A 24,985-nucleotide genomic window follows, 5' to 3' on the forward strand; every position below is an offset into this window, starting at 1 on the left:
GATCAGCGTTCGGCGAAACGGTCGGTCGCGGCGATCAGCGCGGCCCGGATGCCGGGTTCGCTCACCGCATGGCCGGCATCGTCGACCATGACGAGATCAGCCTCCGGCCACGCCCGGTGCAGGTCCCACGCGGTCATCGCGGGGGTGCACACGTCGTAGCGTCCCTGCACGATGACGGCGGGGATGTCACGCAGTCGCGCGGCGTCTTCGATGAGCTGTCCCTCACGGAACCAGCCGCCGTGGCGGAAGTAGTGGTTCTCGATGCGGGCGAACGCGGTCGCGGTGGCGGTCTCGGTCATCGCCTGGACGAGAGCCGGATCCGGCCGCAGCGTCAGCGTGGCCGCCTCCCATCTCGACCAGGCGATCGCGGCGGGCACGTGCACCGCGGGGTCCGGGTCGCGCAGCCTGCGGTGATACGCCTCGATCAGGCCGGAACGTTCCAGCACGGGGATCGGAGCGATGAACTGCTCCCAGAGATCGGGGAAGATCGCCTCGGCGCCCCCCTCGTAGAACCACTCCAGCTCGTGCCGGCGCAGGGTGAAGACGCCGCGCAGCACGATCTCGCTGACCACCTGCGGGTGGGTCTGCGCGTAGGCGAGCGCCAGGGCGCTTCCCCACGAACCGCCGAAGACCTGCCAGCGGGCGATGCCGAGATTTCTTCGCAGCAGCTCGATGTCGGCCACCAGATGCCACGTGGTGTTCGCGCGCATGTCGGCGTCGGGCGCACTGGCGTGCGGTGTACTCCGACCGCAGCCACGCTGGTCGAGCAGCACGATGCGGTACCGCTCCGGGTCGAACAGGCGCCGGTGCCACGGCGACGTCGCCCCGCCGGGTCCGCCGTGCAGGAACACGACGGGCTTGCCGTCGGGGTTGCCGCTCTGCTCCCAGTACACCCGGTGGCCGTCGCCGACGAGCAGCTGACCGGACGCGTAGGGCTCGATCGGCGGGTACAGGGGTGTCTCCGCGCTCACCATCGGGACCCGCCCGATCGGGACCATCGCCGAATACCGCCACTGAACGTCACCACGTCACGGTACCGCCTGAGGTCGTCGTGACGTGGGACGCGCGAGGCCGGTGTCCGCGTGCGTCGTGGTCCGGCGCCGCTCCCGTGCCGCCCGCGGCATCCGCAATAGGCTCGTACGCATGCCCGCCACACCCGCCGTGGATCCGGACTAGGCGATGGAACTGCTCCTGGCCCTCGTGCTGGCCGTGGTGACGATCGCCCTCGCGACGGCCCTCGCGCCGCGCGTCGGCATCCTCGCACCCCTCGTGCTGGTCGTCGTCGGCGTCATGGTCAGCCTGCTCCCGTTCGTGCCGGACGTGCTCATCGACCCGGAGTGGATCCTGATGGGCATCCTCCCGCCACTGCTGTATTCGGCGGCGGTGTCGCTGCCGGCGATGGAGTTCCGGCGCGACTTCGCGGCGATCAGCAGCCTGTCGGTCGCCCTCGTGATCGTGACGGCCTTCGCGCTGGGGGTCTTCTTCGCGTGGGTGATCCCCGGCCTGGGCATCGCCCTCGCGATCGCGCTCGGCGCCATCCTCAGCCCCACGGATGCCGTCGCGACCTCCATCGTGCGGCGGCTCGGCATCTCGCCGCGCACGGTGACGGTGCTCGAGGGCGAGAGCCTGCTCAACGACGCCACCGCGCTGGTGCTGCTCAGCTCCGCCACGGGCGCCGCGACGGGTGCGTTCGGGCTGGCCGAGAGCGTGCTCGACTTCGTCTGGGCGGTGGTGGCCGCGGTCGGCATCGGGCTGATCGTGGGGCTCGTGAATCTGCGTGTGCGCGCGTGGGTGGCGAACACGGCCGCCGCAACGGCGCTGAGCTTCGTCGTCCCCTTCGTCGCCTACCTGCCCACCGAGCACCTCGGCGGCTCCGGGCTCGTCGCGGCGGTCGTCGCAGGCATCGTCACGGGTCAGGGCGCACCGCGCTGGTTCACGCCGGCCCAGCGCATCTCGGATCACGTGAACTGGCGCACGATCGAGCTGATCCTCGAGGGCGCCGTCTTCCTCCTGATGGGGCTGGAACTCGCCACGGTGCTGAGCGACAGCGCCCGGGACCACGGCGGACTGGGCCACGCCGCCTGGCTGGCCGCCGCAGCCGTCGCCATCGTCCTCGTCCTGCGCACCGGGTGGGTCGCGCCGCTGGTGTGGCTGCAGTCGCGGCGGACGCGAGCCCACCCGGCGGGCCGCAATCGGCTGCGTGCGCTGGAGAAGCGCATCGACGCCGCCGAGTCACGGATGCCGGGAGCGTCGGATACCGCGGCAGCCGCCGGGGGCGCGGACGGCAATCCGGCCGCCGACCGTCCCACGCCGCGGCCGTGGCATCGCGCACGCCGCCGCGTGCGACGCGCACTCGCCGACATCGACTACTTCGAGTCCTCGCCGCTGGGCTGGCGGCACGGCACGATCATCGTGTGGGCGGGCATGCGCGGGGCGGTCACGCTCGCCGCCGCGCAGACGCTGCCCCGCGATACCCCGAGCCGGTCGCTGATCGTGCTCGTCGCGTTCCTCGTCGCCGCCGGAACGCTCCTGCTGCAGGGCGGCACGCTGGCGTGGCTCACCCGCGCGCTGCGGCTGGGCGAGGAGCGGACCGGGACGAGTCGCACCGAGCTCGAGGCGCTGAACGTCGAGCTGCACGCGGCCGCAGCCGCAGCGGTGGCCGATCCCGCTCTCACCCGCGCCGACGGGCGCGCCTTCGACGATGCGACCCGGCGCCGGGTCGCGGAGCGCTGGTCGCGACCGCGAGACGGCGACCTCACGGCTCGGGCGCACGAGACGCTCGAACTCCGACTCGTGGCGATCCGCGCCATGCGGGCGCGTCTCGTCGCCGTGCGTGGCGAGGGCGCCTACGCGACCGCCACCCTGCGTCGCGCACTCGGCGAGCTCGACGCCGAAGAGCTGAGCCTGCAGCAGCGCCTCGGCGGGTCCTGACCGTACGGCGCTGGGCGCGCCCCGCCCGCCGCGCAGCGCACCCGCTCCCACCCCGCGTGCGGCACAATGGAGGGACGATCGAAGGAGCGTCCATGGTGGATGACGTGCAGGTGCACGACGCCCCCCGACCGGCACCGGTGGCGGGCGGGCCGGCGCTGCTCGGCGACGCTCATGCGGCGGCCGACTGCCCCGGATGCTTCCGCGAGATCGAACACGACCACCACTGGTGGCAGGCTCGCCCGGCCGGTGCCCGGCTGGTCGGCCTCGTCGTCTCACGACCCGGAATGCCCTCGGTGGTCGAGCAGCGTGCCCAGCTGACGCGCTTCGGCGTGCCGATCGAGGGCTTCCGCCACCCGGCCCCCGAGATGCTCGAGGACTGGTCGAGGCGCCTGGATCGTTTCTTCGCCACGCTCACCCGTGGCGACGTCCTCGTCGTCGCCAACATCCACGCCCTCGGCCGTGACATCGCCGAGGAGACGCTCGCCGTCGCGGCGCTGCGCGCGCGCGGCGTCATGGTCAAAGTGCTCGCCCACGACGGCACGCACCTCTTCGACGCCGGCCGCTGACCCGGCGGCACGTCCTTCTCTGCGGACCGCTCAGCCCGGCTGATCGGCCACGTAGCGGCGCAGGTGCTCGGCCGTGAGCGACCTGCCCCCGCGAATGAGGTCGGCCGGCGTGCCCTCGAACACGATCCGCCCGCCGTCGCGGCCGGCTCCGGGGCCCAGGTCGATGAGCCAGTCGGCGTGCGCCATCACGGCCTGATGATGCTCGATGACCACGACGCTGTTGCCGCTCTCGACCAGCCGGTCGAGCAGCCCGAGCAGGTTGTCGACGTCCGCGAGGTGCAGACCGTTGGTCGGCTCGTCGAGCACGTACACGAAGCCCTTCTTCGCCATGCTGATCGCGAGCTTGAGGCGCTGCCGCTCCCCGCCCGAGAGCGAGCTGAGTGACTGGCCGAGGGTGATGTATCCCAAGCCGACGTCGATCAGGCGCGTGAGCGTGGCATGCGCGGGGCCCTTCGGGAAGAATCCGTGCGCCTCGGTGACGGACATGGCGAGCACCTCCGAGATGTTCTTGCCCTCGAGCAGGTATTCGCGCACCGCCGCGGAGAAGCCGGTCGCGTCGCAGGCCTCGCAGACCGTCTCGACGGTGGAGGCGAACCCCAGGTCGGTGATGATGACCCCGAGGCCCTTGCACGCGGGGCAGGCCCCCTCGGAGTTGGCCGAGAAGAGTCCCGGCTTCACCCCGTTGGCCTTCGCGAACGCCGCGCGAATGGTGTCGAGCAGTCCGGTGTACGTCGCCGGGCTGCTTCGCCGGGAGCCCCTGATCGGCGTCTGGTCGACGATGACGACGCCTTCGAAGGCGGGGAGATTGCCGTGGATGAGCGACGACTTGCCCGAGCCCGCGACGCCGGTCACGACCGTGAGCACCCCGAGCGGGATGTCGACATCCACCCCCGCGAGATTGTGCTGGTCCGCTCCCCTGATCTCGAGCGCGCCGCGCGGGGCGCGCGGGACGGGCTTCAGCTGCGCACGGTGGTCGAGGTGCCTGCCGGTCGGGGTGCCCGAGGACCGCAGACCCGCGACATCCCCCTCGTACTGGATCTCACCACCGGCGCGACCGGCGCCGGGACCGAGGTCGACCACATGGTCCGCGATCTCGATGACCTCCGGCTTGTGCTCGACGACGAGCACGGTGTTGCCCTTGTCGCGCAAGCGGAGCAGCACATCGTTCATCCGCTGGATGTCGTGCGGGTGCAGACCCGCCGTCGGCTCGTCGAAGACGTAGGTGATGTCGGTCAGGCTCGACCCCAGATGGCGGATCAGCTTGGTGCGCTGAGCCTCACCGCCGGAGAGGGTGCCGCTCGCGCGGTCGAGCGAGAGGTAGCCCAGCCCGATCTCGACGAACGAGTCGAGGGTGGCCCGCAGACCCTCCACGAGCGGCGCCACCGACGCGTCTTCGATCGTGCGCACCCACCGGGCGAGATCGGTGATCTGCATGGACGCGGCATCCGCGATGCTGACGCCGTCGATCCTCGACGAGCGTGCACCTGCGTTCAGGCGCGTGCCGTCGCAGGCGGGACACGGGAGGAACCTGACCGCCCGCTCGACGAAGGTGCGGATGTGCGGCTGCAGCGCATCGCGGTCCTTCTGCAGCATGCTCTTGGTGATCTTGGGCACCAAGCCCTCATAGGTCATGTTGATGCCCTGCATCTTGACCTTCGTGGGCTCTCGGTACAGCAGGTCGTTCAGCTCCTCGGCCGTGTAATCACGGATCGGCTTGGCCGCGTCGACGAAGCCGGACTCGGCGAAGATGCGCACCATCCATCCGTCGACGCTGTAGCCCGGGACGGTGATGGCGCCCTCGGCGAGCGAGCGCGAACGATCCACGATCGCGTCGAGGTCGATGTCGCTGACCTCGCCGAGCCCCTCGCAGCGCGGGCACATCCCGCCCGTGATCTCGAACGAGCGGCGCTCCTTGACCGAGGCACCGGGTCCCCGCTCGATCGTCACCGCTCCGGCGCCCTTGACCGACGGCACGTTGAACGAGAAAGCCTGGGGCGACCCGACGTGGGGTCTCCCCAGACGGCTGAACAGCATCCGCAGCATGGCGTGGACGTCCGTCGCCGTGCCGACGGTGGAACGGGCGTTCGCCCCCATGCGCTCCTGGTCCACCCGGATCGTGGCGCTGAGGTTCTCCAGCGCGTCGACGTCCGGCCGCGAGAGCTGCCCCATGAACTGCTGGACGAACGTCGAGTAGGTCTCGTTGATCAGGCGCTGCGACTCGGCGGCGATCGTCCCGAAGACGAGCGAGGACTTGCCCGACCCGCTCACGCCCGTGAACACCGTCAACCGCCGCTTGGGGATCTCGAGCGAGACGCCCTTCAGGTTGTTCTCGCGGGCCCCCACGACGCGGATGACGTCGTGCGTGTCGGCGCGGTGCGGGGACTCTGGCGGCATGGCGAACCCTTCCAGCCGTTCAGGCTATCGCCCACCCCGTCCGCGGTCGAGGTCGGATGCCGCCGGTGACCTCAGATGCGGTCGTCGGGAGCGGAGGCGTCTCGCCGCGTGATCCGTTCGCCGGTCGCGGGATCGACCGTGGTCTGCGTGGTGGAGCGGGCGCTGCGGCGGCGGGCGAGCAGGGCGATGCCGATGATGGTGATGACGACGCCGGCGACCATCAGGATGTATCCGACCGTCGTCAGCTCGATCCAGCCGAGGTCGACGTTGAGCGCGAACGCGAAGATCGCGCCGAGCGCGACGAGGAAGATTCCGAAACCGATACTCATGCCTGCATTCTCCTTGTTCGAGGGGGCGCCCGTGGGCACCGTGCCGACCTTATCGTCGCCGACCGCGGCAGCGCGACCTGTTGCGCACGGCCGCGGCCGTGCGGTATCGGTCTACGCCTCGCGTGCCTTCGCCGCCTTCGCCGCCTTCTCGGGCACGGGCGCGTCGCCGGATGCCGCCAAGGCGTCGTAGTGGTCCCGGGCTTCGTCCTGCCGCTCCTTCTCCACGCCCGAGGCGATGGTGGCGCGGATGTGCTCGGGGCCGTATCCGAAGGCGTCGACGAGGTCCAGCGCGTGGGGGCGCAGTCGCGTGCACAGTCGGTCGATGTAGCTCGATACGGCGGCGGCGCGCTGCGTCGACAGGCGCCCGTTCACGAGATACCACGCGAGGTGCTTCTCGATGAGCGAGAGTCCGAACAGATCACGCAGCCAGGTGAGCACCTGGACGGTGCCCGGGTCGTCGGTCCTGTTCACCGCGTCGGTGAAGGCCTCCCATTGCAGCAACTCGCCGTGGGCGCGCGCCGCCTCGATCAGCTCGGACTGATTGGCGTTGAACAGCGCCGCCGCCTCCTGCGGGGGGAGCTTGGCGGCGGGGCGCAGCCGCGCTCCGATGTCGGCCACCATCTGCTGAACGCGATCGGTGAGCAGCTCCTGCTGCTGATCGGCGCGCAGCCCGCGCTCTACCGAACGCGAGACCTGGCCGAGGTCGCCGACCGCCTGCCCGAGCTGGCGCAGGCCCGCGCCGTGGAAGACCTTGCCGGCCGTCTGACCCACGGCGAACGCGGCGAGCGCACGGGCGTCCTTGCCCTTGAACTGCCGGGCGTAATCGCTCAGCAGGCGCTTTCCGACCAGCTGCAGCAGCACGTTGTTGTCGCCCTCGAACGTGACGTAGACGTCGAGGTCCTGCCGCAGCCCCACGAGACGGTTCTCGAACATGAAGCCGTTGCCGCCGCACGCCTCGCGGCACTCCTGCAGCGTGTCGAGGGCGTGCCAGGTCGACAGGGGCTTGAGCGCTGCGGCGAGGGTCTCGAGATCCTCACGATCGGCATCCGAGTCCGCCGCGCCGCTGAAGACCGCGTCGAACTTCTGCAGGAACTCGTCGTGCGCGAAGATCTGCGCGTACGTGGTCGCCAGGCGCGGCAGCAGCCGGCGCTGATGGCGGGCGTAGTCGAGCAGCACGACCTCGTCGGTGCCGGCGCCCGAGTCGAACTGGCGGCGCTGGGTGGCGTAGGTGATGGCGATGTTGAGACCGAGCGCCGAGGCCCACGCGGCCGCACCGTCGAGCGAGACCCGGCCCTGCACGAGGGTGCCGAGCATCGTGAAGAAACGCCGACCCGGCGTCGCGATCTGACTGGAGTAGGTGCCGTCGGGCGCGACATCCCCGTAGCGATTGAGCAGGTTCGTGCGCGGGATGCGCACCTGGTCGAAATGCAGGCGCCCGTTGTCGATCCCGTTGAGACCGCCCTTCAGACCGTCGTCCTCGCCGCCGATCCCCGGGAGGAACTCGCCGTCCTCATCGCGCAGCGGCACGTAGAAGCAGTGCACGCCGTGGTTGACGCCGTTCGTGATCAGCTGCGCGAAGACCGTGGCGGCGATGCCGTGCAGCGCCGCGTTGCCGAGGTAGTCCTTCCACGCGCCGCGGAACGGGGTGTCGAGCACGAACTCCTCGTTCTCGGGGTCGTAGGTGGCGGTCGTGCCGATGGCGGCGACGTCCGAGCCGTGTCCCGTCTCGGTCATGGCGAACGCACCCGGGATGTCGAGGCTCATGATCCCGGGCAGCCACTTGTCGTGGTGCTCCTTGGTGCCCAGCTGCAGCACGGCGGAGCCGAACAGCCCCCACTGCACGCCCGACTTGATCTGCAGGCTCGGGTCGGCGGCCACCAGCTCCTCGAAGCCGGCGATGTTGGCTCCGTTGTCGGCTTCGCCGCCGTACTCGACGGGGAAGGCGCGGTGCACGCCACCCTCTTGCACGAGCAGGTGAAGCTGACCGAGCACACGCTCGCGGTGCTCATCCATGCCCAGGCTGTCGTCGCGCCAGAGAGCGGGGTTCTTGATCATCTCGCGCGCCCTGCGCCGCGTGTCGGCCCAGGTGCCGAGCAGCATGTCGGTGACGCGTTCGACGTCGAGGCGGGACTCCTGTACCTCTGCCGCACTGTGCGGCGCTCGCGCGGCACCCCCCTCGGGCGTGCGCGTCTCGGTGGCGGGCGTGTCGGGCCGGACGGTGCTCCGAAGGCCTGCAGGGGCGTCGTTCATGGCGGCATCCTCTCGGGAACGGGCGATGATCCGATGGTAGAAGAACGACAACGATCACAGAACTCCCCTGTGCGGGAGCCACAATCTTCGGCGCCGACGGCGGTCCGGCACCTTGTCGTTTGTCCACAGCCGCCGGTGGCGGCCTCGTTCACGAGGAGGCGATGACGGCCAGCACGGCCTCGCCGTAGGCCTCGCGCTTCTTCTCGCCGATGCCCGGAATGGCGGAGAGGTCGCCGCTCGTGCGCGGGCGATGCTCGGCCAGGGCGCGCAGGGTCGCGTCGCCGAACACGATGTACGCGGGGACGCCCTGCTCGCGGGCCTGTTCGCTGCGCCAGGTCCGCAGAGCCTCGAACACCGGCTGGTCGGCCTCGTCCAGCGAGGCGGATGCCGGTGCCCTGCGCGCGCGGGAGCCACCACCACCCCCGCCGCGACCGAGCACGTCACGTCGGAGGGGCACGGGCGCCTCGCCGCTCAGCACCGCACCGGCCGGCTCACCGGGGGCGAGGGTGCCATACTCGCCCTTCGCGACGAGGATGCCGCGGGCGAGCAGCTGCCGGATGACGCTGCGCCAGTCCTGCTCCGACAGGTCGGCGCCGATGCCGTACGTCTTCAGCTCGTCGTGGCGCTGCTGGCTGATGCGCTCCGTACGCGCGCCACGCAGGATGTCGACCAGGTGCCCAGCCCCGAAGGCCTGCCCGCGTTCGCGCTGCAGACGCACGATCGTCGACAGCAGCTTCTGCGCGGGGATCAGCCCGTCCCACGTCTCGGGCGGGGTGAGGCACGTGTCGCAGTTGCCGCACGCCCCCGAGTCCTGCCCGAAGTAGCCAAGAAGGTTCTGGCGGCGGCATCCCACCGTCTCGCACAGGGCGAGCATCGCGTCGAGATGCTGGCCGAGCCGCATCTTGTAGGTGCGATCACCCGGGCTCTGATCGATCATGCGGCGCTGCTGCACCACGTCGCCCAGGCCGTAGGCCATCCATGCGACGGAGGGATCGCCGTCGCGGCCGGCGCGGCCCGTCTCCTGGTAGTAGCCCTCGACGGACTTGGGCAGGTCGATGTGGGCGACGAAGCGCACATCGGGCTTGTCGATGCCCATGCCGAAGGCGATCGTGGCCACCATGATCACGCCGTCGTCGCGCAGGAACCTCGCCTGGTGCCGGGCGCGCGTCTCGGCGTCGAGACCCGCGTGGTAGGCCAGCGCATCGAGACCCTGCGTGCGCAGGTACTGCGCCGTCTGGTCGACGCTCTTGCGGCTGAGCGCATAGACGATTCCCGCGGCGCCCTCGGGCTGCGAACGCAGGAACGCCAGCAGCTGCTTGCGCGGCTCGACCTTCGGCTCGATGCGGTACTGGATGTTGGGGCGATCGAAGCTCGCGACGAAGTGGCGGGCCGTCGGCATCCGCAGCCGTTCCGCGATCTCGCGGTGCGTCGCGGGCGTCGCGGTCGCCGTGAGCGCCAGGCGAGGCACACCCGGGAAGCGCTCGTCGAGGTCGCCGAGCGCCAGATAGTCGGGGCGGAAGTCGTGCCCCCACTGCGAGACGCAGTGGGCCTCGTCGATCGCGATGACGCTCAACGAGCCGCGGGCCAGCAGCCCGACCGTCGCGGGCGAGTTCAGCCGCTCGGGAGCGACGTACAGCAGGTCGATCTCGCCGGAGACGTAGGCGCGCTCCACCCGCGCACGTTCCTGCGGAGCCTGCGTGGAGTTGAGGTACTCGGCACGGACGCCGTTCGCGCGCAGCGCGTCGACCTGGTCGTGCATGAGCGCGATGAGCGGGCTGACGACGAGGCCGGTGCCCTCGCGCACGAGCGCGGGGATCTGGTAGCAGACGCTCTTGCCCGCGCCCGTCGGCATGAGCACGACGGCGTCGCCGCCGTCGACGACCTGGTCGATGATCGCGGCCTGCTCGCCGCGGAAGGCGTCGAAGCCGTACACCGTGCGCAGGGCGTCGCCGGCCGTGGCGAAGCGCGCGGGGGCGGGACGCGGCGCGACGCTCGCACGCGCAGGTTCTGCGGGCGGCGGCATCCACTCGTCGGGGGGTGGGGCGGCGTCATCCGGGGGCGGGGCCCACTCCTCCGGCGGAGGCGCCCAGGCGTCGGGGGCCCAGGCATCGGGGGCCCAGTCGTCGGGGGCCCAGTCCTCGGGGGCCCACTCCTCCGGCGGGGGCGGCGGCTCATCGTCGCCGGGCGCGCCGCCCGCGGCGCGGGTCGCCCAGGAGAGGGCGTCGGGTTCGGGCTGCGGCACCCGTCGAGTGTAACGACGGCGTGTGACATCCGGCCCGTCCGATCGCGTCGCGGCTGCAGATCGCGGCGCCGGCGGCGCCGATAACAGCCGCCCCCGCAGAAAAGTGCCGCCACACGCGAGGAGGCGGCACGGGTGTCCACCACGGAAGGGGCGCGGGCGATGACTAGAGCCGGCGCACCTCGGTCACTCGCACCACGGCCGACCCCTCCTCCTCCGAGGCCGCCAGGTCGACCTCGGCGCGGATGCGCCAGTCGTGATCGCCGGCGGGGTCGTCGATCGTCTGCTCGACCCGCCAGAGGCCGGATGCGGCGGCATCCGCCTCGTCGATCCGGCACAGCGCCGGCGAGCGCGCCGCGCCGCCGGTGAGGATCTCGTCGTGCTCGGCGTAGTAGGCGTCCAGCACGGCCGGCCAGTCGACGTCGGGGTCGAGTTCGGACAGTTCGTCGTCCCGCTGGCGGGCCGCCAGCTGCACGCGGCGGAACATCTCGTTGCGCACGAGCACCGTGAATGCGCGGCGGTTGCCGACGACCGACGGTGGCGCCGGGGGTACGACCGGCGCGCCGGGCTCGGCGATCGACGGGTTGATCAGCGCTTCCCACTCGTCGACGAGGCTCGAGTCCACCTGGCGCACCAGCTCGCCCAGCCACTCGATCAGATCGATCAGGTCGTCGGTGCGGAATTCGGCGGGCACCGTCTGGCGGATCGCCCGGTACGCGTCGCTGAGGTAGCGCAGCACCAGCCCCTCGCTGCGCCCCAGCTGATACATCGACACGAACTCGCCGAACGACAGCGCCTGCTCGAACATGTCGCGCACCACCGACTTGGGCCGCAGCTCGAAGTCGCGCACCCACGGCTGGCTCGAGGCGAACACCTCGAACGACTGCGCGAGCAGGTCGGCCAGCGGCCGGGGGTGCGTGATCTCCTCGAGCGCCTCCATGCGCTCCTCGTATTCGATCCCCTCGCGCTTCATCGCCGCCACGGCCTCGCCGCGGGCGCGGAACTGCTGCTGCGCGAGCACGGGGCGCGGATCGTCGAGGGTCGCCTCGATGACGCTCACCACGTCGAGGGCGTAGTGGCCCGTGCCGGCGGCGCCGGCCGCATCCGAGGGATCGAGCAGCTCGAATGCGGCGAGCGCGAACGGCGACAGGGGCTGGTTGAGCGCGAAGTTGGGCGGCAGGTCGACGGTCAGGCGGATGCTGCGGGTCGTCGTTTCGTCTCGCTGCGCTCGCTCAACACCCGATGCGCCGGCCACGGCGGTCTCGACGATGCCCGCGTCGCGCAGGGTGCGGAAGATCGCGATCGCCCGGCGCGCGAGCTCGTACCTGCGCGTCGGCGTCTCGTGGTTGTCGAAGACGAGGGCGCGCACGTGCGCGAACACGTCGCCGCCGCGCGCGATGACGTTGATCAGCATCGCGGCGGTCAGCTGCATGCGCGGCTCGAGCGGTTCCGGCTCGGCCGCGACGAGCTTCTCGAACGACGCCTCGCCCCACGAGACGAAGCCCTGCGGAGCCTTCTTGCGCACGATCTTGCGCTGCTTCTTCGGGTCGTCGCCCGCCTTGGCGATTGCGACCGCGTTCTCGATCTCGTGGTCGGGCGCCATCACCACGACCGTTCCCGCGGTGTCGTAGCCCGCCCGGCCGGCGCGACCCGCGATCTGGTGGAACTCGCGGGCGCTCAGCTGCCGCATCCGCTGCCCGTCGAACTTGGACAGCGCCGTGATCAGCACGGTGCGGATCGGCACGTTGATGCCGACGCCGAGGGTGTCGGTGCCGCAGATGACCCGCAGCAGCCCGCGCTGGGCGAGGGTCTCGACCAGACGCCGGTAGCGCGGCAGCATCCCGGCGTGATGCACGCCGATGCCGGCGCGCACGTAGCGCGAGAGGGTGCGCCCGAACCCGGTCGTGAAGCGGAACCCGCCGATCGCCTCGGCGATCTCGTCGCGCTGGGCCCGTGAGATCACCTTGATGCTCGACAGAGCCTGCGCGCGCTCCATCGCGGCCGCCTGCGAGAAATGCACGATGTAGACCGGCGTCTCACCGGTGTCGATCAGCTCCTGCACCTGCTCGTGCACGGGGATGCGGGCGTAGGAGAAGTGCAGCGGCACCGGCCGCTCGACGCCGGTGACCTGCGCCACGGGCCGTCCCGTGCGGCGCTCGAGGTCGGCCGCGATCGGCGTGACGTCGCCGAGGGTCGCCGACATCAGGAGGAACTGGGTGCGGGACAGCAGCAGCAGCGGCACCTGCCAGGCCCACCCGCGGTCGGGCTCGCCGTAGTAGTGGAACTCGTCCATGACGACCTGATCGACCGACGCCGCGGCGCCCTCGCGCAGCGCGAGGTTGGCGAGGATCTCGCCGGTGCAGCAGATGATCGGCGCATCCGGGTTCACCGACGAGTCGCCCGTGACCATCCCGACGTTCTGGGCGCCGAAGATCTCGACGAGCGCGAAGAACTTCTCGCTGACGAGGGCCTTGATCGGCGCCGTGTAGTAGGTGCGGCCGCCACGCGCGAGGCAGGCGGCGTGGGCGGCGACGGCAACGAGCGACTTGCCGGTGCCCGTCGGGGTCGACAGGATCACGTGCGAACCCGACACCAGCTCGATGATCGCCTCGTCCTGCGCGGGGTACAGCGAGAACCCCCGGTCCTCCGCCCAGGCGACGAAGGCGGCGTAGATCTCGTCGGCGCCGCCGTCGGAGGGCAGTAGCGCACGAAGGTCCATTCCTCGAGTCTGACGGATGCCGCGGCACACCCGCTCCGCATGCGCCCGACGATGGCGGAACACCCGGAGCGCGGCATACGTTGGGGAAGGTGAGACGTTCCGCCGCAGTTCCGTCACGAGGAGGACGCATGACCGCAACCGAAGAGACGCTCACCGTCACCCGGAACGAGCAGCAGAACCGCTACGAGCTGTACGCGGGCGACACGCTCGCCGGCTTCGCCGCCTTCGAGACGACCGCCGACGGCCGCGTGCGCTTCACGCACACGCAAATCGATCGCGCGTTCCGCGGGCGCGGGCTCGCCGACGTGCTCGCCTCGGATGCCCTGTCGGACGTCGCTCAGCGCGGCGAGGCCATCGTGCCCATCTGCCCGTTCATCGCGAGCTACCTCAAGGACAACGAGATCGCCGGAGCGGTGATCGACTGGCCGAACGAGGACGACGCCGAGGATGCCGCGACCCCCGGCGAATCGCCGGCATGACCAGGGTCGACGCGGGCCCCGAAGAAGCCGAGGCTCCGGCCGCCTGCGACGGCCCGCGTTCGCTCCTCCTGCACTCACGCGACGTGCCCCTCGGGGGCGTGCGCGGAATGGGGGTGCACAGAGCTCTTCCCCAGCGGGACCTGCCGATGGTGGGCGCGTGGTGCTTTCTCGACCGTTTCGGTCCCCAGCGCACGCGGATGCGGGTCGAACCCCACCCGCACATCGGGCTGCAGACGGTGACGTGGCCGTTCGTCGGCGAGGTGCGCCACCGCGACGCCGTCGGCAGCGACGTGCGGGTGGCGCGCGACGCGCTCAACCTGATGACCAGCGGCGCCGGCATCTCGCACTCCGAATACTCCATCGGTGACGAGGCGGTCGAGCTCGACGCCCTGCAGCTGTGGATCGCGCTTCCCGACCCGGCCCGGCACGGTCCCCCCGCCTTCGAAAGGCACGAGCGACTGCCCGTGCTGACGCTATCGGATGCCGCGGGCGCGGCGACCGGCGAGGCGACCGTCGTGATGGGCGAGCTGGGCGCCGCCGCATCCCCCGCCACCGCCTTCTCCCCTCTCGTGGGCGCCGAGGTGCGCATCGAACCGGGCGCGAGCGCGGACGTGGCGTTGCGCCCGGACTGGGAGTACGCGGTGCTGGGCGTCTTCGGCTCGCTCGAGCCCGTCGGTGCCGATTTCGGCGCCGATGCCGATTCCGATTCCGCGACGGCGCCGGTCGTCGGCGGCTACGACCTGCTGTACCTGGGCCTCGGGCGGGACGGCATCCGCCTGCAGGCCGGCCCCGACGGGGCCACCGCCTTCCTTCTCGGCGGCGAGCCGTTCGAGGAGGAGATCGTGATGTGGTGGAACTTCGTCGGCCGCAGCCACGACGAGATCGTCGCCGCGCGCGACGAGTGGGAGGCGTCGGCGCCGCGGTTCGGCTCCGTCGTAGGGCACGGCGATGAGCGCATCCCGGCCCCGCCGCTGCCGCACGTGCGACTGACACCGCGCCGACGCCGGGTCTGACGCTCGCCGCTGGCCGAGAAACCACCGTTCGCGCAAGAAACGCCGCGATGCGGCCGGTCTCGCGCGAACGGTGGTGTGCGACGGCGGAGATCTGGCACCGCCGGAGCGATAGCCTGAGCGCGTGCGCACCCCGAACACCCTGTCGACGCGCGTCCTGCTGATCTGCGCCGCGATCGGCGTGGCCACCGGCATCCTGTCTGCGGCGGCCGGCTGGGTGACCCCCGCGGTCGTCGCGGCACTGCCCATCCTGTACGGGCTCGTGCTGGGTTCGCACGTGCTGCCCGGCATCATCGCGCAGGAGCTGCTGCGGCTGCCTTTCGTCGCCCTCGTGTCGCACCTGATCGCGGCGCTGGTGGCGAGCGCGTTCAACCCGGCGTGGATCGGCCGTTTCCTCGGCACGGCGCTGCTGTTCGGCGCGATCCAGGAAGGCGTCGCCGCCCTCACCCGCTACCGCGCCTGGGGCGCCTGGCGCTTCTTCGTCTCGGCGGTCGTCATCGGAGCCCTCGTCGCGGTCGTCGTCGGGCTCGCCGCCGACCTCGCGCGGTTGCCGCCGTGGGCGCAGGCCTCCTACATCGTGCTCTCGGTGCTCGGACCGGTGGCGTGGACCGCGATCGGGCTGGCACTGGGCGCCTCGCTGCGTCGCGCCGGGGTTGCGCGCCCCGAACGACGCTGAGGGAACGCCGATGGTCGAGCAAGGTTAGGCTCGACTAAGTTGGGGGTACCGACCCCCGACCCGAGGCCACTCGTGACCGCACCCATCCGCCCCACCACCGCACCCGCCCGGCCGCTGTCGGTGCGCAACGTGCGGATCCGGTATCCGGATGCCGACGCACCCGCGCCCGCAGACGTCTCGTTCGACGTGGCGCCCGGCGAGGTGGTGCTGCTGCTCGGACCGAGCGGGTGCGGAAAGTCCACCCTCAGCCTGGCCTTCAACGGGCTCATCCCCCACGCCCTGCCCGCAGAGATCGACGGCGCGATCGACGTGGGCGGCATCCGCACGGCCGCATCGACCGTGGCTCAGCTCAGCACGCAGGTGGCGATGGTGTTCCAGGACCCCGACGCCCAGCTGGTGACCGGGAGCGTGCTCGACGAAGTGGCGTTCGGGCCCGAGAACCTGCGGCTGCCGGTCGACGAGGTGCTGCGTCGCGCCGAGGACGCGCTGCGCCGCGTGGGGCTGTGGGAACGGCGGGAGCACAACCCCGAGCGGCTCTCGGGCGGCGGCCGCCAGCGCCTGGCGATCGCCTGCGCACTGGCGATGGCGGCGCCGCTGCTGGTGCTCGACGAGCCGACCGCCAATCTCGATCCTGCCGGCATCGAGGACGTGTACGACGCGCTCACAGACATCGTCGCGGACGGCGACCGGGCCATCGTCCTGGTCGAGCACAACCTCGATCAGGCGATCGGCCTTATCGACCGCGTCGTTGTGCTTGATGCCGCGGGGCGCGTGGTGGCCGACGGCGACGTGGATGCCGTGCTGCGGGCACGCGCCGATGCGTTGCACGCGCTGGGCGTGTGGCTGCCGGCATCCGCCCTTGCCGCCCTGCGCCTGCGCGCCGCCGGCTACGCCCTCGACCCCCTTCCCCTCACCCCCGCGGAGCTGCGCGGGGCTCTCGAGGCGACGCCCATGCCCCAGGCGACGGCACCCGTGCCCGAGGGGAGGACTTCCGCACCGCAGGAGGACTCGTCCACGCTGGGAGCCCTCGCGCCGCGCGAGGACCCTCACCCCGAGCCGGAACGCGGGCCGGGGCAGCCGCGCCCGCACGAGGGCGCGCTCGAACCGCTCATCCGCGTGCGCGGACTCACCGTCTCGCGCCGCCGCCACGAGATCCTGCATGGCATCGACCTCGACGTGCGGGCGGGCGAGTTCCTCGCGATCGTGGGAGCGAACGGCGCGGGCAAGACCACGCTCGCCCAGGCCATCGCGGGCGTCGTCCCTCCGCCGCGCGGCCGCGTGAGCGTCGGCGGCGCCGACCCCGCGCGAGTGGATGTCGCCGCGCTGGCGCGCACGGTCGGGTTCGTCTTTCAGAACCCCGAGCACCAGTTCGTCACCCACACCGTGTTCGACGAACTGGCCCAGGGCCTGCGGCTGCGCCGGACCCCGGAGGACGAGGTGCGCGAGCGGGTCGCCGACATGCTCGAGCGCTTCGGGCTGACCGGTCGCGAGCAATCGCACCCCTTCCTGCTCTCGGGCGGGCAGAAGCGCCGGCTGTCGGTCGGCACCGCACTCATCGCGGGCGCGCCGATCATCGTCCTCGACGAGCCGACGTTCGGGCAGGACCGGGCCCGCGCCGACGAGCTTCTCATCATGCTCCGCGACCTGAACGAACGGGGCACCACCGTCATCGTCGTCACGCACGACATGCAACTCGTCACCGAATATGCCACGCACGTGGCGGTGCTCGCGGGCGGCGAGCTGCTCGCCCACGCACCGACGCCCCAGGTGTTCGCTGACACCGAGCTGGTGGCGAGGGCGGGGCTGCGCACCCCGCCGCTCGCGGCGGCCTTCCGGCAGCTGCCGTCGCATCCGGCGCTCGAGGGCCTCGTGCGGCTGCGCGACCTGCCCACCCGCGAGGATGCCGCGTGACGCGCCCCGAGGGGTCGGTCCTCGAGGCGAAACCCGCGATCAGCTCCCCGGCGCGGGCGGCCTTCGACCCGTATTCCGCCTCGCCACCGGCATCCGCGTGGCGCTTTCTGTACGCGCTCAATCCCCTCGCCAAGATCGCGGGGCCGGCGCCCGCGATGATCGCGCTCGTGTTCGTGCGCGATCTCGCCACGCCGGCGGCCTTCCTGCTGCTCGCCTACGGCCTCCTGCTGTTCGGCGCGCGGATGTCGGGGCGCCTGCTCGCGGTGCTGCTGATCGCCGTGCCGGGATTCCTCGCGCTCGTCGGCGTCGGGTTCGCGGTCTGGACCGACGCGTCGCGCATCTCGCACGAGGTCGTCGTCGTGCAGCTCGGCGGGTGGGTGCTCTACGGCGCGGCGCTCGAGGTAGGTTTCGCAACGGCGCTCCGATTGGGGGCGATCCTGACGCTGGCGCTGCTCGGCGGGCTGACGACGACCGGTCCGGATCTCACCCGGGCCCTCATCCAGCAGCTGCGCGTGCCGTACCGCATCGGATACACCGCGCTGGCGGCGTTCCGCTTCGTGCCACGGTTCGGACACGAGCTCGCCGTCATCCGCGCGGCGCATCGAGTGCGCGGAGCTGCGCACGGCCGCGGGCCGATCGCCGCCGTGCGTCGCCGGATCGGCTACGTGGTGCCGCTGCTGGCGGGCGCCATCCGCCACGCGGAGCGGGTCGCCCTCGCCATGGATGCGCGCGCGTTCGGGGCGTATGCGCAGCGCACGGAGCGCTACCGCATCCCGTTCCGGGCACGCGATGTCATGTTCGTCGTGGCGTTCTGGGCGGTCTCGGCCGCGCTGTTCACCCTGCCCCTCCGGCTGTGACGGCGACGGGGCGAGCACCCTCAATCCGGATAGTCGGGTGCCGGCGCAAGACCGAAGAACTGCTCGAGCGTGTCGTACCCGCCCTCGTGGTAGGCCTCGGCCAGCTGCGGACCGATGTAGCGCAGGTGCCATGCCTCGGGCACGTACCCCGTCACATCCGTGCGCCCCTCCTCGTAGCGGACGATCCAGCCGTAGCGCCAGGCGTTCTCGGCGACCCACTCGCCCACGGCGGTGTCGCCGAACGCGTCGATCGGGCCGCACCCCGGGGTGCAGGCGAAGACATCGACCGCGAGACCGGTCTGATGCTCGCTGTAGCCCGGGCGAGCGGCGAGCTCCTCCCCGGCGTCGCGTCCGAGCGCGGCCACCTGCTGTGCGTGGATCCGCTGCTGCACGGCGTAACCGCGGAAGCCGCTCTGCAGCCCCATCTCACCGAGCCCGGTGGCTGCCACACCGGCCGACATGTCGGCGAGGCTGTCGGTGACGTCGGGCCGCACGAACACGTTCGCGGCGTTGCGGGTGCCCTGCGGCACCGTCCAGTCATAGGGCACCGCGTCGATCGGGTCGAGCGGGTGCGTCTTGTTCACGCCGAGCCAGATGCGGTCCGGGTCGCGCAGGTCGTGCACGGCGCCGCCTCGTCCGCGACAGCACGCCGGAACCCCTCGCCGCCGCCCGCGGCCTCGATGACCGCGGCGTCATCGCCGTCTGCCAGGGCGCGCTGCACCTCCGCGCGCTCGCAGAGCGGATCCGGGGCGGCGGGCGAGCCCGTCTGGCGGGGCGTGGGAAGGGCGGATGCCGCGGGAGGAGCAGGCGAGGCGGATGCCGGGGCGCCGGCATCCGGCACTTCACGCCCATCAGCCATCGCTCCGAAGACCGCCGCCCCGCCCAGGCCGGCGACGAGGGCCGCGGCCCCGACTCCGGCCACCACGCGCCGGCGGCGCAGCATCCGGCGGGCCGCCCGTTCTCGCCGGGCAGCGGCCCTGGCCGGTGCGCCGGTGGTCTCCCTCGCAGGCATGCGCCCATCCTCCCGCACGCGGCGCCGGGGCCTCTCCTCGGTGCGCCGACGTTGTGCCCGAATCGAATCTGTGTTCGAATGAAGCATGCGATGGCGAGGCCAAGAGGTCGGAGCAAGGGACGAGGCGGCGCTGCCCGGACTCGAGCAGATCGACGGGCTCGTCCGCACGGTCACAACCCCGGAGTTCGCGGGCATCACCTTCCACGAAGTGCTCGCCCGATCGGCTCTCAATCATGTTCCCGGATCGTCGGCGATGCCGTTCGCCTGGACGATCAACCCCTATCGCGGCTGCACGCACGCCTGCGTGTACTGCTTCGCCCGCGGCACGCACACCTACCTCGACCTCGACGCGGGGCGCGACTTCGACTCGCAGGTGGTCGTGAAGATCAACGTGGGCGAAGTGCTGCGCCGCGAGCTCGCCGCCGGCACCGCGCACGGCGAGCACGTGGCACTCGGCACCAACACCGACCCCTACCAGCGCGCCGAGGGACGCTACCGCCTCATGCCCGAGATCATCGGCGCGCTCGCCGATGCCGGCACCCCGTTCTCCGTGCTCACGAAGGGCACGCTCATCCGGCGCGATCTGCCGCTGCTGCGTGAGGCCGCGGGAGTCGTTCCCGTCGACCTGTCGTTCTCGATCGCGGTCTTCGACGAGGCACTCCAGCATGCCATCGAGCCGGGCACGCCCACGACGACGGCCCGTCTCGACGCCGTGCGCGCCGCCGCCGACGCCGGCTTTCGCGTCACGGTGTTCCTGATGCCGGTGCTGCCCCACCTCACCGACTCGGTCTCGGCCCTCGACGACGCCCTGGCGCGCGTCAAGGCCGCCGGGGCGCGGCGCGTGATCTATGGCGCGCTGCACCTGCGGCCGGGCGTCAAGCCGTGGTTCATGGACTGGCTCGGGCGCGCGCATCCCGAGCTCGTGTCGTCGTACCACGGGCTGTACCCGGGGCAGTCCACGAACGCACCCCGGGGCTACCGCACCTGGCTGGCTCGCCGCATCCGCCCTCTGATGCGCGTGCACGGCCTCGACGGCAGCGACGAGGACGCCCAGCCGATGCGGGCGTCGGCGCCGGGACCGATGATCGCGACGCGTGGGGCCGCGCAGCCGGTCCCCGCACCGACCCTCTTCTGACGCCGCAGCCGAGGAGCTACGTGGTGAGCTCAGCGACGGTGGGCGCGCCCGCAAGCTCGTCGACGACATCGTCGCCCGGCCTCGCGTCCTCGAAGGGCGCGTCGATCTCGGCGCGCTCGAGCATCTCGGTCATCTTGCGACGCCGCTGCCGGGTGATGAGCGTCACGACGCGGCCCGTCGCACCGGCCCGGCCGGTGCGGCCTGAGCGGTGCAGATACGTCTTGTACTCGTCCGGCGGATCGGCCTGGATGACCAGGTCGATGTCGTCGACGTGGATGCCGCGCGCCGCCACGTCCGTCGCCACGAGCACGTTCACCCGCCCCGACGTGAGGCGGTGCAGGTTGCGCGTGCGCTTGGCCTGATTCAGGTCGCCGTGCAGCGAGACCGCCGGGATGCCGGCGTCGTCGAACTGCTCGGCGAGCATCTCGGCGAAGGCACGGGTGCGGGCGAAGACGAGGGTCTTGCCCTCGCGGTCGACCAGGCGCTCGAGGATCGCGCCCTTGTCGCGGTGGTCGATCACGAGCACGCGGTGCTCGATCGTGCTCGAGGCCTGGTCCTCGCCCGCGACTTCGTGCACGGCCGGGTCGACGAGGAACTCGTCGACCAGCGCCGATACCTCCCGGTCGAGGGTCGCCGAGAACAGCAGCTTCTGCGAGCCGTCGGCCGTCCGGCGCAGGATGCGCTGCACCGGCTCGAGGAAGCCGAGCTCGCACATGTGGTCGGCCTCGTCGATCACGGCGATACGCACGTCCGACAGATCGAGCTTTCGCTGCTCGACCAGGTCTTCGATGCGACCGGGCGTGCCGATGATGATGTCGACGCCCTTCTTGAGCGCGCCCACCTGACGCGCCTGCGGGACGCCGCCGTAGATCTGCGTCGTGAACAGGCCGACGCTGCGGGCGATGGGCTGCACGGTGCGGTCGATCTGCAGGGCGAGCTCTCGCGTCGGGGCGAGGATGAGGGCCTTGGGCCGTCGTCCGAACTCGCGCTTGCGGCCGGCTCCCGACCGCAGCACGCTCTCGACCAGGGGCGCGCCGAAGGCGATGGTCTTGCCCGACCCGGTGCGTCCGCGCGCGAGGACGTCGCGTCCCGCGATCACCTCGGGGATCGTCGCCGCCTGGATCGGGAACGGGGATGCCGCACCCAGCTCGGTCAGCTCACGGACGATGTTCTCGCCCAGGCCGAGATCGCCGAAGCTCACGCCCTCGACATCCGTCGCCTGGATCGCCTCGGCCTGCAGCCGGTCGTGCACCACATCGACCTGCTGCTCCTCGGCCCTCGTGCGCTCGACCCTCGCGCGCTCGGGTCGGGCGTGCGGGGTCCGGGCGCGGTCGGGGCCGGTCGTGCGATCGGGGCGGGCGGTGCGGTCGGGGCGGGCCGTGCGGTCGGGGCGGGTGCCGAAAGGCCGGTCGGCTCCCCGGCGCGCCGGCACGCCCCGCGTCTGCCGCGGCGCGTCGGACCGGAAGCCGGTCTTTCGGTCGTCTCGGTCCGCGCGGGCCGGACGGTCATCCCGACTGGGCCGGTCATCGAACGAACGGGCCGGACGGTCATCCCGACGGGGCCGGTCATCGAACGAACGGGCCGGACGGTCATCCCGACGGGGCCGGTCATCGAACGAACGGGCCGGTCGGTCACCACGAGAGCCGGCGAATGACCGGTCAGCGCCGCGCCGCTCGGGCGCGCGGCCCGTTCCACGCGGCGTGTCGGAACGCAAGCCGGTCTTTCGGTCGTCGCGGCGGGGGCGGTCATCGAACGACCGGGGCGCCCGGTCGTCGCGGCCATGCGTGCGGATGCCGCGGGCCTCATCCCGCCCGGCCTTCTCCTGCGCGCTCCACCGGTGCTTCGCCGGCGCCTCGGTCTCGTCCGGGCGATGCCCGCGGTGCCCCGGGCTGCGGCTGCCCGGCTTGGCTGCGGAGCGCTTGCCGTAGCGCGGGTCGAAATTGGCCGCGGGGCGTCCGCCGGCCGGCTTCTTGTTCTTGGGCATGGGGATGTCTCCTGGGTTGTTCTCGCACGCGAACAGCGCTCGAGCCGCGCTCGAGCGAATACCCGGACATCCGTCGGCCGGGGCCATTTTCGTGATGGTCATGTGCACCGAACGGCGCTCACCATCGGCCCCTTGGACTCACAAACCCATCCGCGACGATTGCACGGTGTCCAGAGCCGACCCTCAACTGTATCGGACCCACGCTCCGCGAGGCTGAGTGCCAGTCGCACGCATAGCATGGTCGCGAGCGCGAACGAAAGGGTTGCCGTGCCCGAATCTCTCCGATCGACGCCTCCCACGGGGCAGCAGATCCACCTGCGCACACCCGACGGCCGCGTGAGCGCGCACGTGGCTCAGGTGGGCGCCGCGCTGCGCGGCCTCCAGGTGGACGGAGTCGATCACGTGCCGCCGTACCCGCTCGATGCGCCGGCGCCGGTGGCGTCGGGAACCGTGCTCGTTCCCTGGCCCAACCGTGTACGCGACGGGGCCTGGACCCAGCGGGGGCAGACGCGTCAGCTCGCCATCACGGAACCGCGGTTCACGAACGCGGCGCACGGTCTGCTGCGCTTCACCGCGTACGTCGTCGAGACGGCGACCGACGCGGCGGCAACGCTCGCAGCCGATGTCTACCCCCAGACCGGATACCCCTTCCACCTGCGCACGCGCGTCACCTACGCACTCGTCGAGGACGGCGTGCAGGTCGCGCACCGCATCGAGAACGTCGGGTCCGATGAGGCGCCCGTCGCCGTCGGCGCACATCCCTTCGTCATGATCGGCGGCGTCCCCACCTCCGATCTCACGTTGCGATCGCCCGGCGCGACCCGGTTCGTCGTCGATGCGCGGATGCTCCCCGTCGCGGAGAAGGCGGTGGATGCCGGCACGGATCTGCGCGCGGGCGTCGTTCTGGGCACGGTGGACCTCGACACCGCCTACGGCGCGCTGGCACGCGATGCGGACGGACGCGTCCGCCACATGCTGAGCGCCGAGGACGGCCGCACGGTCACGCTCTGGCAGGGCCCGGGCTTCGACTACGCGCAGGTCTTCACCACAGACCGCTACCCCGGCCAGGAGCTCGCCGTGGCCATCGAGCCGATGACGGCCCCCGCAGACGCGCTCAACTCGGGCACCGGCCTGCGCTGGCTCGCGCCGGGCGAGGGGTGGGATCTCGAGTGGGGGATCTCGTCGTCCCGGCCATGACGCGAGCGGCATGGCCGGCAAGCCCGAGCGGAATACATTCATCCGTGACACTGACCGCAACATTCCCGCGTTATAATGCGGCAAGACAACAGATGCGAGCTGCGTTCATGGGGAAGACGAACACCAGCGCTACGGTCTGGGGAGTTGGCGTACGCACGTCACTGGGAACTCCTTAGTTCGGGAGCGGTGTACTCCACGAACGCCTGAAAGGTGACTCGGACGTGACAGCCCCCGGTCTCGTCGATTTTCCCGCCCCCTCCGCGCTGACGAGCGGTCGGCCATGGCGCACGCTCACCGCGACCATCGTGGCCGTCAGCGTGACCACCGCGGCGGCAGCCATCGCCTCGACCCCGATGCATCTGCAGATGCAGGTGCCCCTCTGGGGCGGGTGGTCCGCGGGCGCCCTGACCGCCGTCGCCGCCGCCGCCATCGGCGCCGCGATCGCGATGCATGCCCACGCCCACGTCTTCGCGGCGACGACGCATCGGGCGTGGACTCCGCGTCTCGACGCGATCGCCGCGGCCGCGGCGTATGCGCTCATCTCGGGCCTGGGTGTCGCACTGGCATTCATCCTGCTGCACGCACTGGCGGGCCACTCTCCCGTCAGCCTGCTGCAAGCCACCGTGGTCGCCGCCTCGAGCATCTCTCTCGTGAGCGTCGCCGTGTCCCGCTCCGCGCCGCGCAATGGAACCATTCACGGAGTGGGCGTGCTCATGACGCTCATCGCGATGGGTTCCCTGACCGCCATCGCCACCACACCGGATCCGCTGTGGTGGCAGCTGCACTTCAGCCGGCTCGGCACGTTCCGGGTCTTCTCCGGGTTCGTGTTCAACGGCACCCTCGTGGCCACGGGGCTGCTGATCGTCGTCTTCTCGATTCGCGTGCGCCGCGAGTTGGAACGACTGCGCGAGCAGTCGCGACTGCGCACGGCTCGGGCCCCCCGGCTGATGTCGATCCTCGTCGCGGCGGTAGGCGTGCACATGTCCCTCGTCGGACTCATCCCGGTCAACGTGCAGGAGTTCTGGCACGACCGGGCCGCCACGGGCATGACGCTCTCGTTCGCCGCACTGCTGGGCACGACGCCATGGCTGCTGCGCGGCCTGCCCTCTCGAATGTTCCGCGCCACCGCCTGGGTCTCCGGCATCCTCTTCGTCGGCGCCTTCGTCTTCGGATTCGGGCTGATCAACCTCGCCGCGTTCGAGATCGTGGCGTTTGGCCTGATGTTCACCTGGATCGGGGTGTTCGCGGGCTGCGTGGACCGGGACCGCGACGGCGCAGCGGCAGCAGCCGTCTCCG

At 71.6% G+C, this 24,985-nt stretch carries 18 protein-coding genes and 1 pseudogene; 10 read left to right on the plus strand and 9 right to left on the minus strand.

Annotated elements, in window-relative coordinates; genetic code table 11:
- Window positions 1–2: 2 nt before the first annotated feature.
- Window positions 3–974, minus strand: a complete 972-nt coding sequence (gene pip, locus M4I32_RS11760; RefSeq protein ID WP_413466821.1) for a prolyl aminopeptidase — start codon at window positions 972–974, stop codon at window positions 3–5.
- Window positions 975–1,179: 205 nt separating this feature from the next.
- Here pip and M4I32_RS11765 point away from each other — a divergent pair, with 205 nt between their 5' ends.
- Both M4I32_RS11765 and M4I32_RS11770 read left to right on the plus strand, forming a co-directional pair.
- Complete coding sequence (locus tag M4I32_RS11765) at window positions 1,180–2,931, plus strand: sodium:proton antiporter (RefSeq protein ID WP_319034665.1); 1,752 nt, start codon at window positions 1,180–1,182, stop codon at window positions 2,929–2,931.
- 92 nt (window positions 2,932–3,023) lie between these two features.
- Window positions 3,024–3,497, plus strand: coding sequence for a recombinase family protein (locus M4I32_RS11770; RefSeq protein ID WP_319034666.1), 474 nt, complete (start codon window positions 3,024–3,026; stop codon window positions 3,495–3,497).
- A 30-nt stretch (window positions 3,498–3,527) separates the two neighbouring features.
- Here the strand turns inward: M4I32_RS11770 and M4I32_RS11775 are convergent, their stop codons facing one another.
- From M4I32_RS11775 to M4I32_RS11795, 5 genes are all read right to left on the minus strand, one after another.
- Window positions 3,528–5,891 carry an excinuclease ABC subunit UvrA gene (locus tag M4I32_RS11775; RefSeq protein ID WP_319034667.1) on the minus strand — a complete coding sequence of 788 codons (2,364 nt, stop codon included), beginning with the start codon at window positions 5,889–5,891 and terminating at the stop codon, window positions 3,528–3,530.
- 71 nt (window positions 5,892–5,962) lie between these two features.
- Window positions 5,963–6,220, minus strand: coding sequence for a DUF6458 family protein (locus tag M4I32_RS11780; RefSeq protein ID WP_319034668.1), 258 nt, complete (start codon window positions 6,218–6,220; stop codon window positions 5,963–5,965).
- A 111-nt stretch (window positions 6,221–6,331) separates the two neighbouring features.
- Complete coding sequence (locus M4I32_RS11785; RefSeq protein WP_319034669.1) at window positions 6,332–8,470, minus strand: acyl-CoA dehydrogenase; 2,139 nt, start codon at window positions 8,468–8,470, stop codon at window positions 6,332–6,334.
- 148 nt (window positions 8,471–8,618) lie between these two features.
- Window positions 8,619–10,493 (minus strand): DNA helicase RecQ, encoded by a 1,875-nt coding sequence (recQ, locus tag M4I32_RS11790; protein WP_319034725.1) that lies wholly within the window; start codon window positions 10,491–10,493, stop codon window positions 8,619–8,621.
- 382 nt (window positions 10,494–10,875) lie between these two features.
- Entirely contained in the window at window positions 10,876–13,428 is a 2,553-nt protein-coding gene (locus M4I32_RS11795) for a DEAD/DEAH box helicase (RefSeq protein ID WP_319034670.1), read from the minus strand.
- A 128-nt stretch (window positions 13,429–13,556) separates the two neighbouring features.
- Between M4I32_RS11795 and M4I32_RS11800 the strand changes: the two genes are divergently transcribed.
- The 5 genes from M4I32_RS11800 (at window position 13,557) to M4I32_RS11820 (ending at window position 18,361) form a co-directional block, all read left to right on the plus strand.
- Window positions 13,557–13,907 (plus strand): GNAT family N-acetyltransferase, encoded by a 351-nt coding sequence (locus M4I32_RS11800; RefSeq protein WP_319034671.1) that lies wholly within the window; start codon window positions 13,557–13,559, stop codon window positions 13,905–13,907.
- Complete coding sequence (locus M4I32_RS11805; RefSeq protein ID WP_319034672.1) at window positions 13,904–14,920, plus strand: pirin family protein; 1,017 nt, start codon at window positions 13,904–13,906, stop codon at window positions 14,918–14,920. The genes M4I32_RS11800 and M4I32_RS11805 overlap by 4 nt, the downstream gene beginning before the upstream one ends.
- Window positions 14,921–15,041: 121 nt before the next feature.
- A complete protein-coding gene (locus M4I32_RS11810; RefSeq protein ID WP_319034673.1) occupies window positions 15,042–15,593 on the plus strand; it encodes an ECF transporter S component in 552 nt (183 codons plus the stop codon).
- A 72-nt stretch (window positions 15,594–15,665) separates the two neighbouring features.
- Entirely contained in the window at window positions 15,666–17,504 is a 1,839-nt protein-coding gene (locus tag M4I32_RS11815) for an ABC transporter ATP-binding protein (protein WP_319034674.1), read from the plus strand.
- A complete protein-coding gene (locus M4I32_RS11820; protein WP_413466822.1) occupies window positions 17,501–18,361 on the plus strand; it encodes an energy-coupling factor transporter transmembrane component T family protein in 861 nt (286 codons plus the stop codon). Before M4I32_RS11815 ends, M4I32_RS11820 begins: the two co-directional genes overlap by 4 nt.
- Window positions 18,362–18,381: 20 nt before the next feature.
- Here M4I32_RS11820 and M4I32_RS11825 read toward each other — a convergent pair whose 3' ends face one another.
- Window positions 18,382–18,984, minus strand: coding sequence for a M15 family metallopeptidase (locus M4I32_RS11825; protein ID WP_319034675.1), 603 nt, complete (start codon window positions 18,982–18,984; stop codon window positions 18,382–18,384).
- Entirely contained in the window at window positions 18,942–19,373 is a 432-nt protein-coding gene (locus M4I32_RS11830; RefSeq protein WP_319034676.1) for a hypothetical protein, read from the minus strand. Before M4I32_RS11830 ends, M4I32_RS11825 begins: the two co-directional genes overlap by 43 nt.
- Before the next feature lie 85 nt (window positions 19,374–19,458).
- Here M4I32_RS11830 and M4I32_RS11835 point away from each other — a divergent pair, with 85 nt between their 5' ends.
- Complete coding sequence (locus M4I32_RS11835) at window positions 19,459–20,508, plus strand: Rv2578c family radical SAM protein (protein WP_319034677.1); 1,050 nt, start codon at window positions 19,459–19,461, stop codon at window positions 20,506–20,508.
- Window positions 20,509–20,524: 16 nt separating this feature from the next.
- On the opposite strand, the gene M4I32_RS11840 is transcribed toward M4I32_RS11835, so the two are convergent.
- Complete coding sequence (locus tag M4I32_RS11840) at window positions 20,525–22,492, minus strand: DEAD/DEAH box helicase (RefSeq protein ID WP_319034678.1); 1,968 nt, start codon at window positions 22,490–22,492, stop codon at window positions 20,525–20,527.
- Between the two features lie 267 nt (window positions 22,493–22,759).
- Between M4I32_RS11840 and M4I32_RS11845 the strand changes: the two genes are divergently transcribed.
- Window positions 22,760–23,689, plus strand: a complete 930-nt coding sequence (locus M4I32_RS11845) for an aldose 1-epimerase family protein (RefSeq protein ID WP_319034679.1) — start codon at window positions 22,760–22,762, stop codon at window positions 23,687–23,689.
- A gap of 728 nt (window positions 23,690–24,417) precedes the next feature.
- Window positions 24,418–24,924: pseudogene (locus M4I32_RS11850) on the plus strand (DUF998 domain-containing protein); the annotation flags it as partial.
- Window positions 24,925–24,985 lie beyond the last annotated feature (61 nt).

The organism is Microbacterium sp. LRZ72, assembly GCF_033792225.1.
GTDB lineage: Bacteria > Actinomycetota > Actinomycetes > Actinomycetales > Microbacteriaceae > Microbacterium.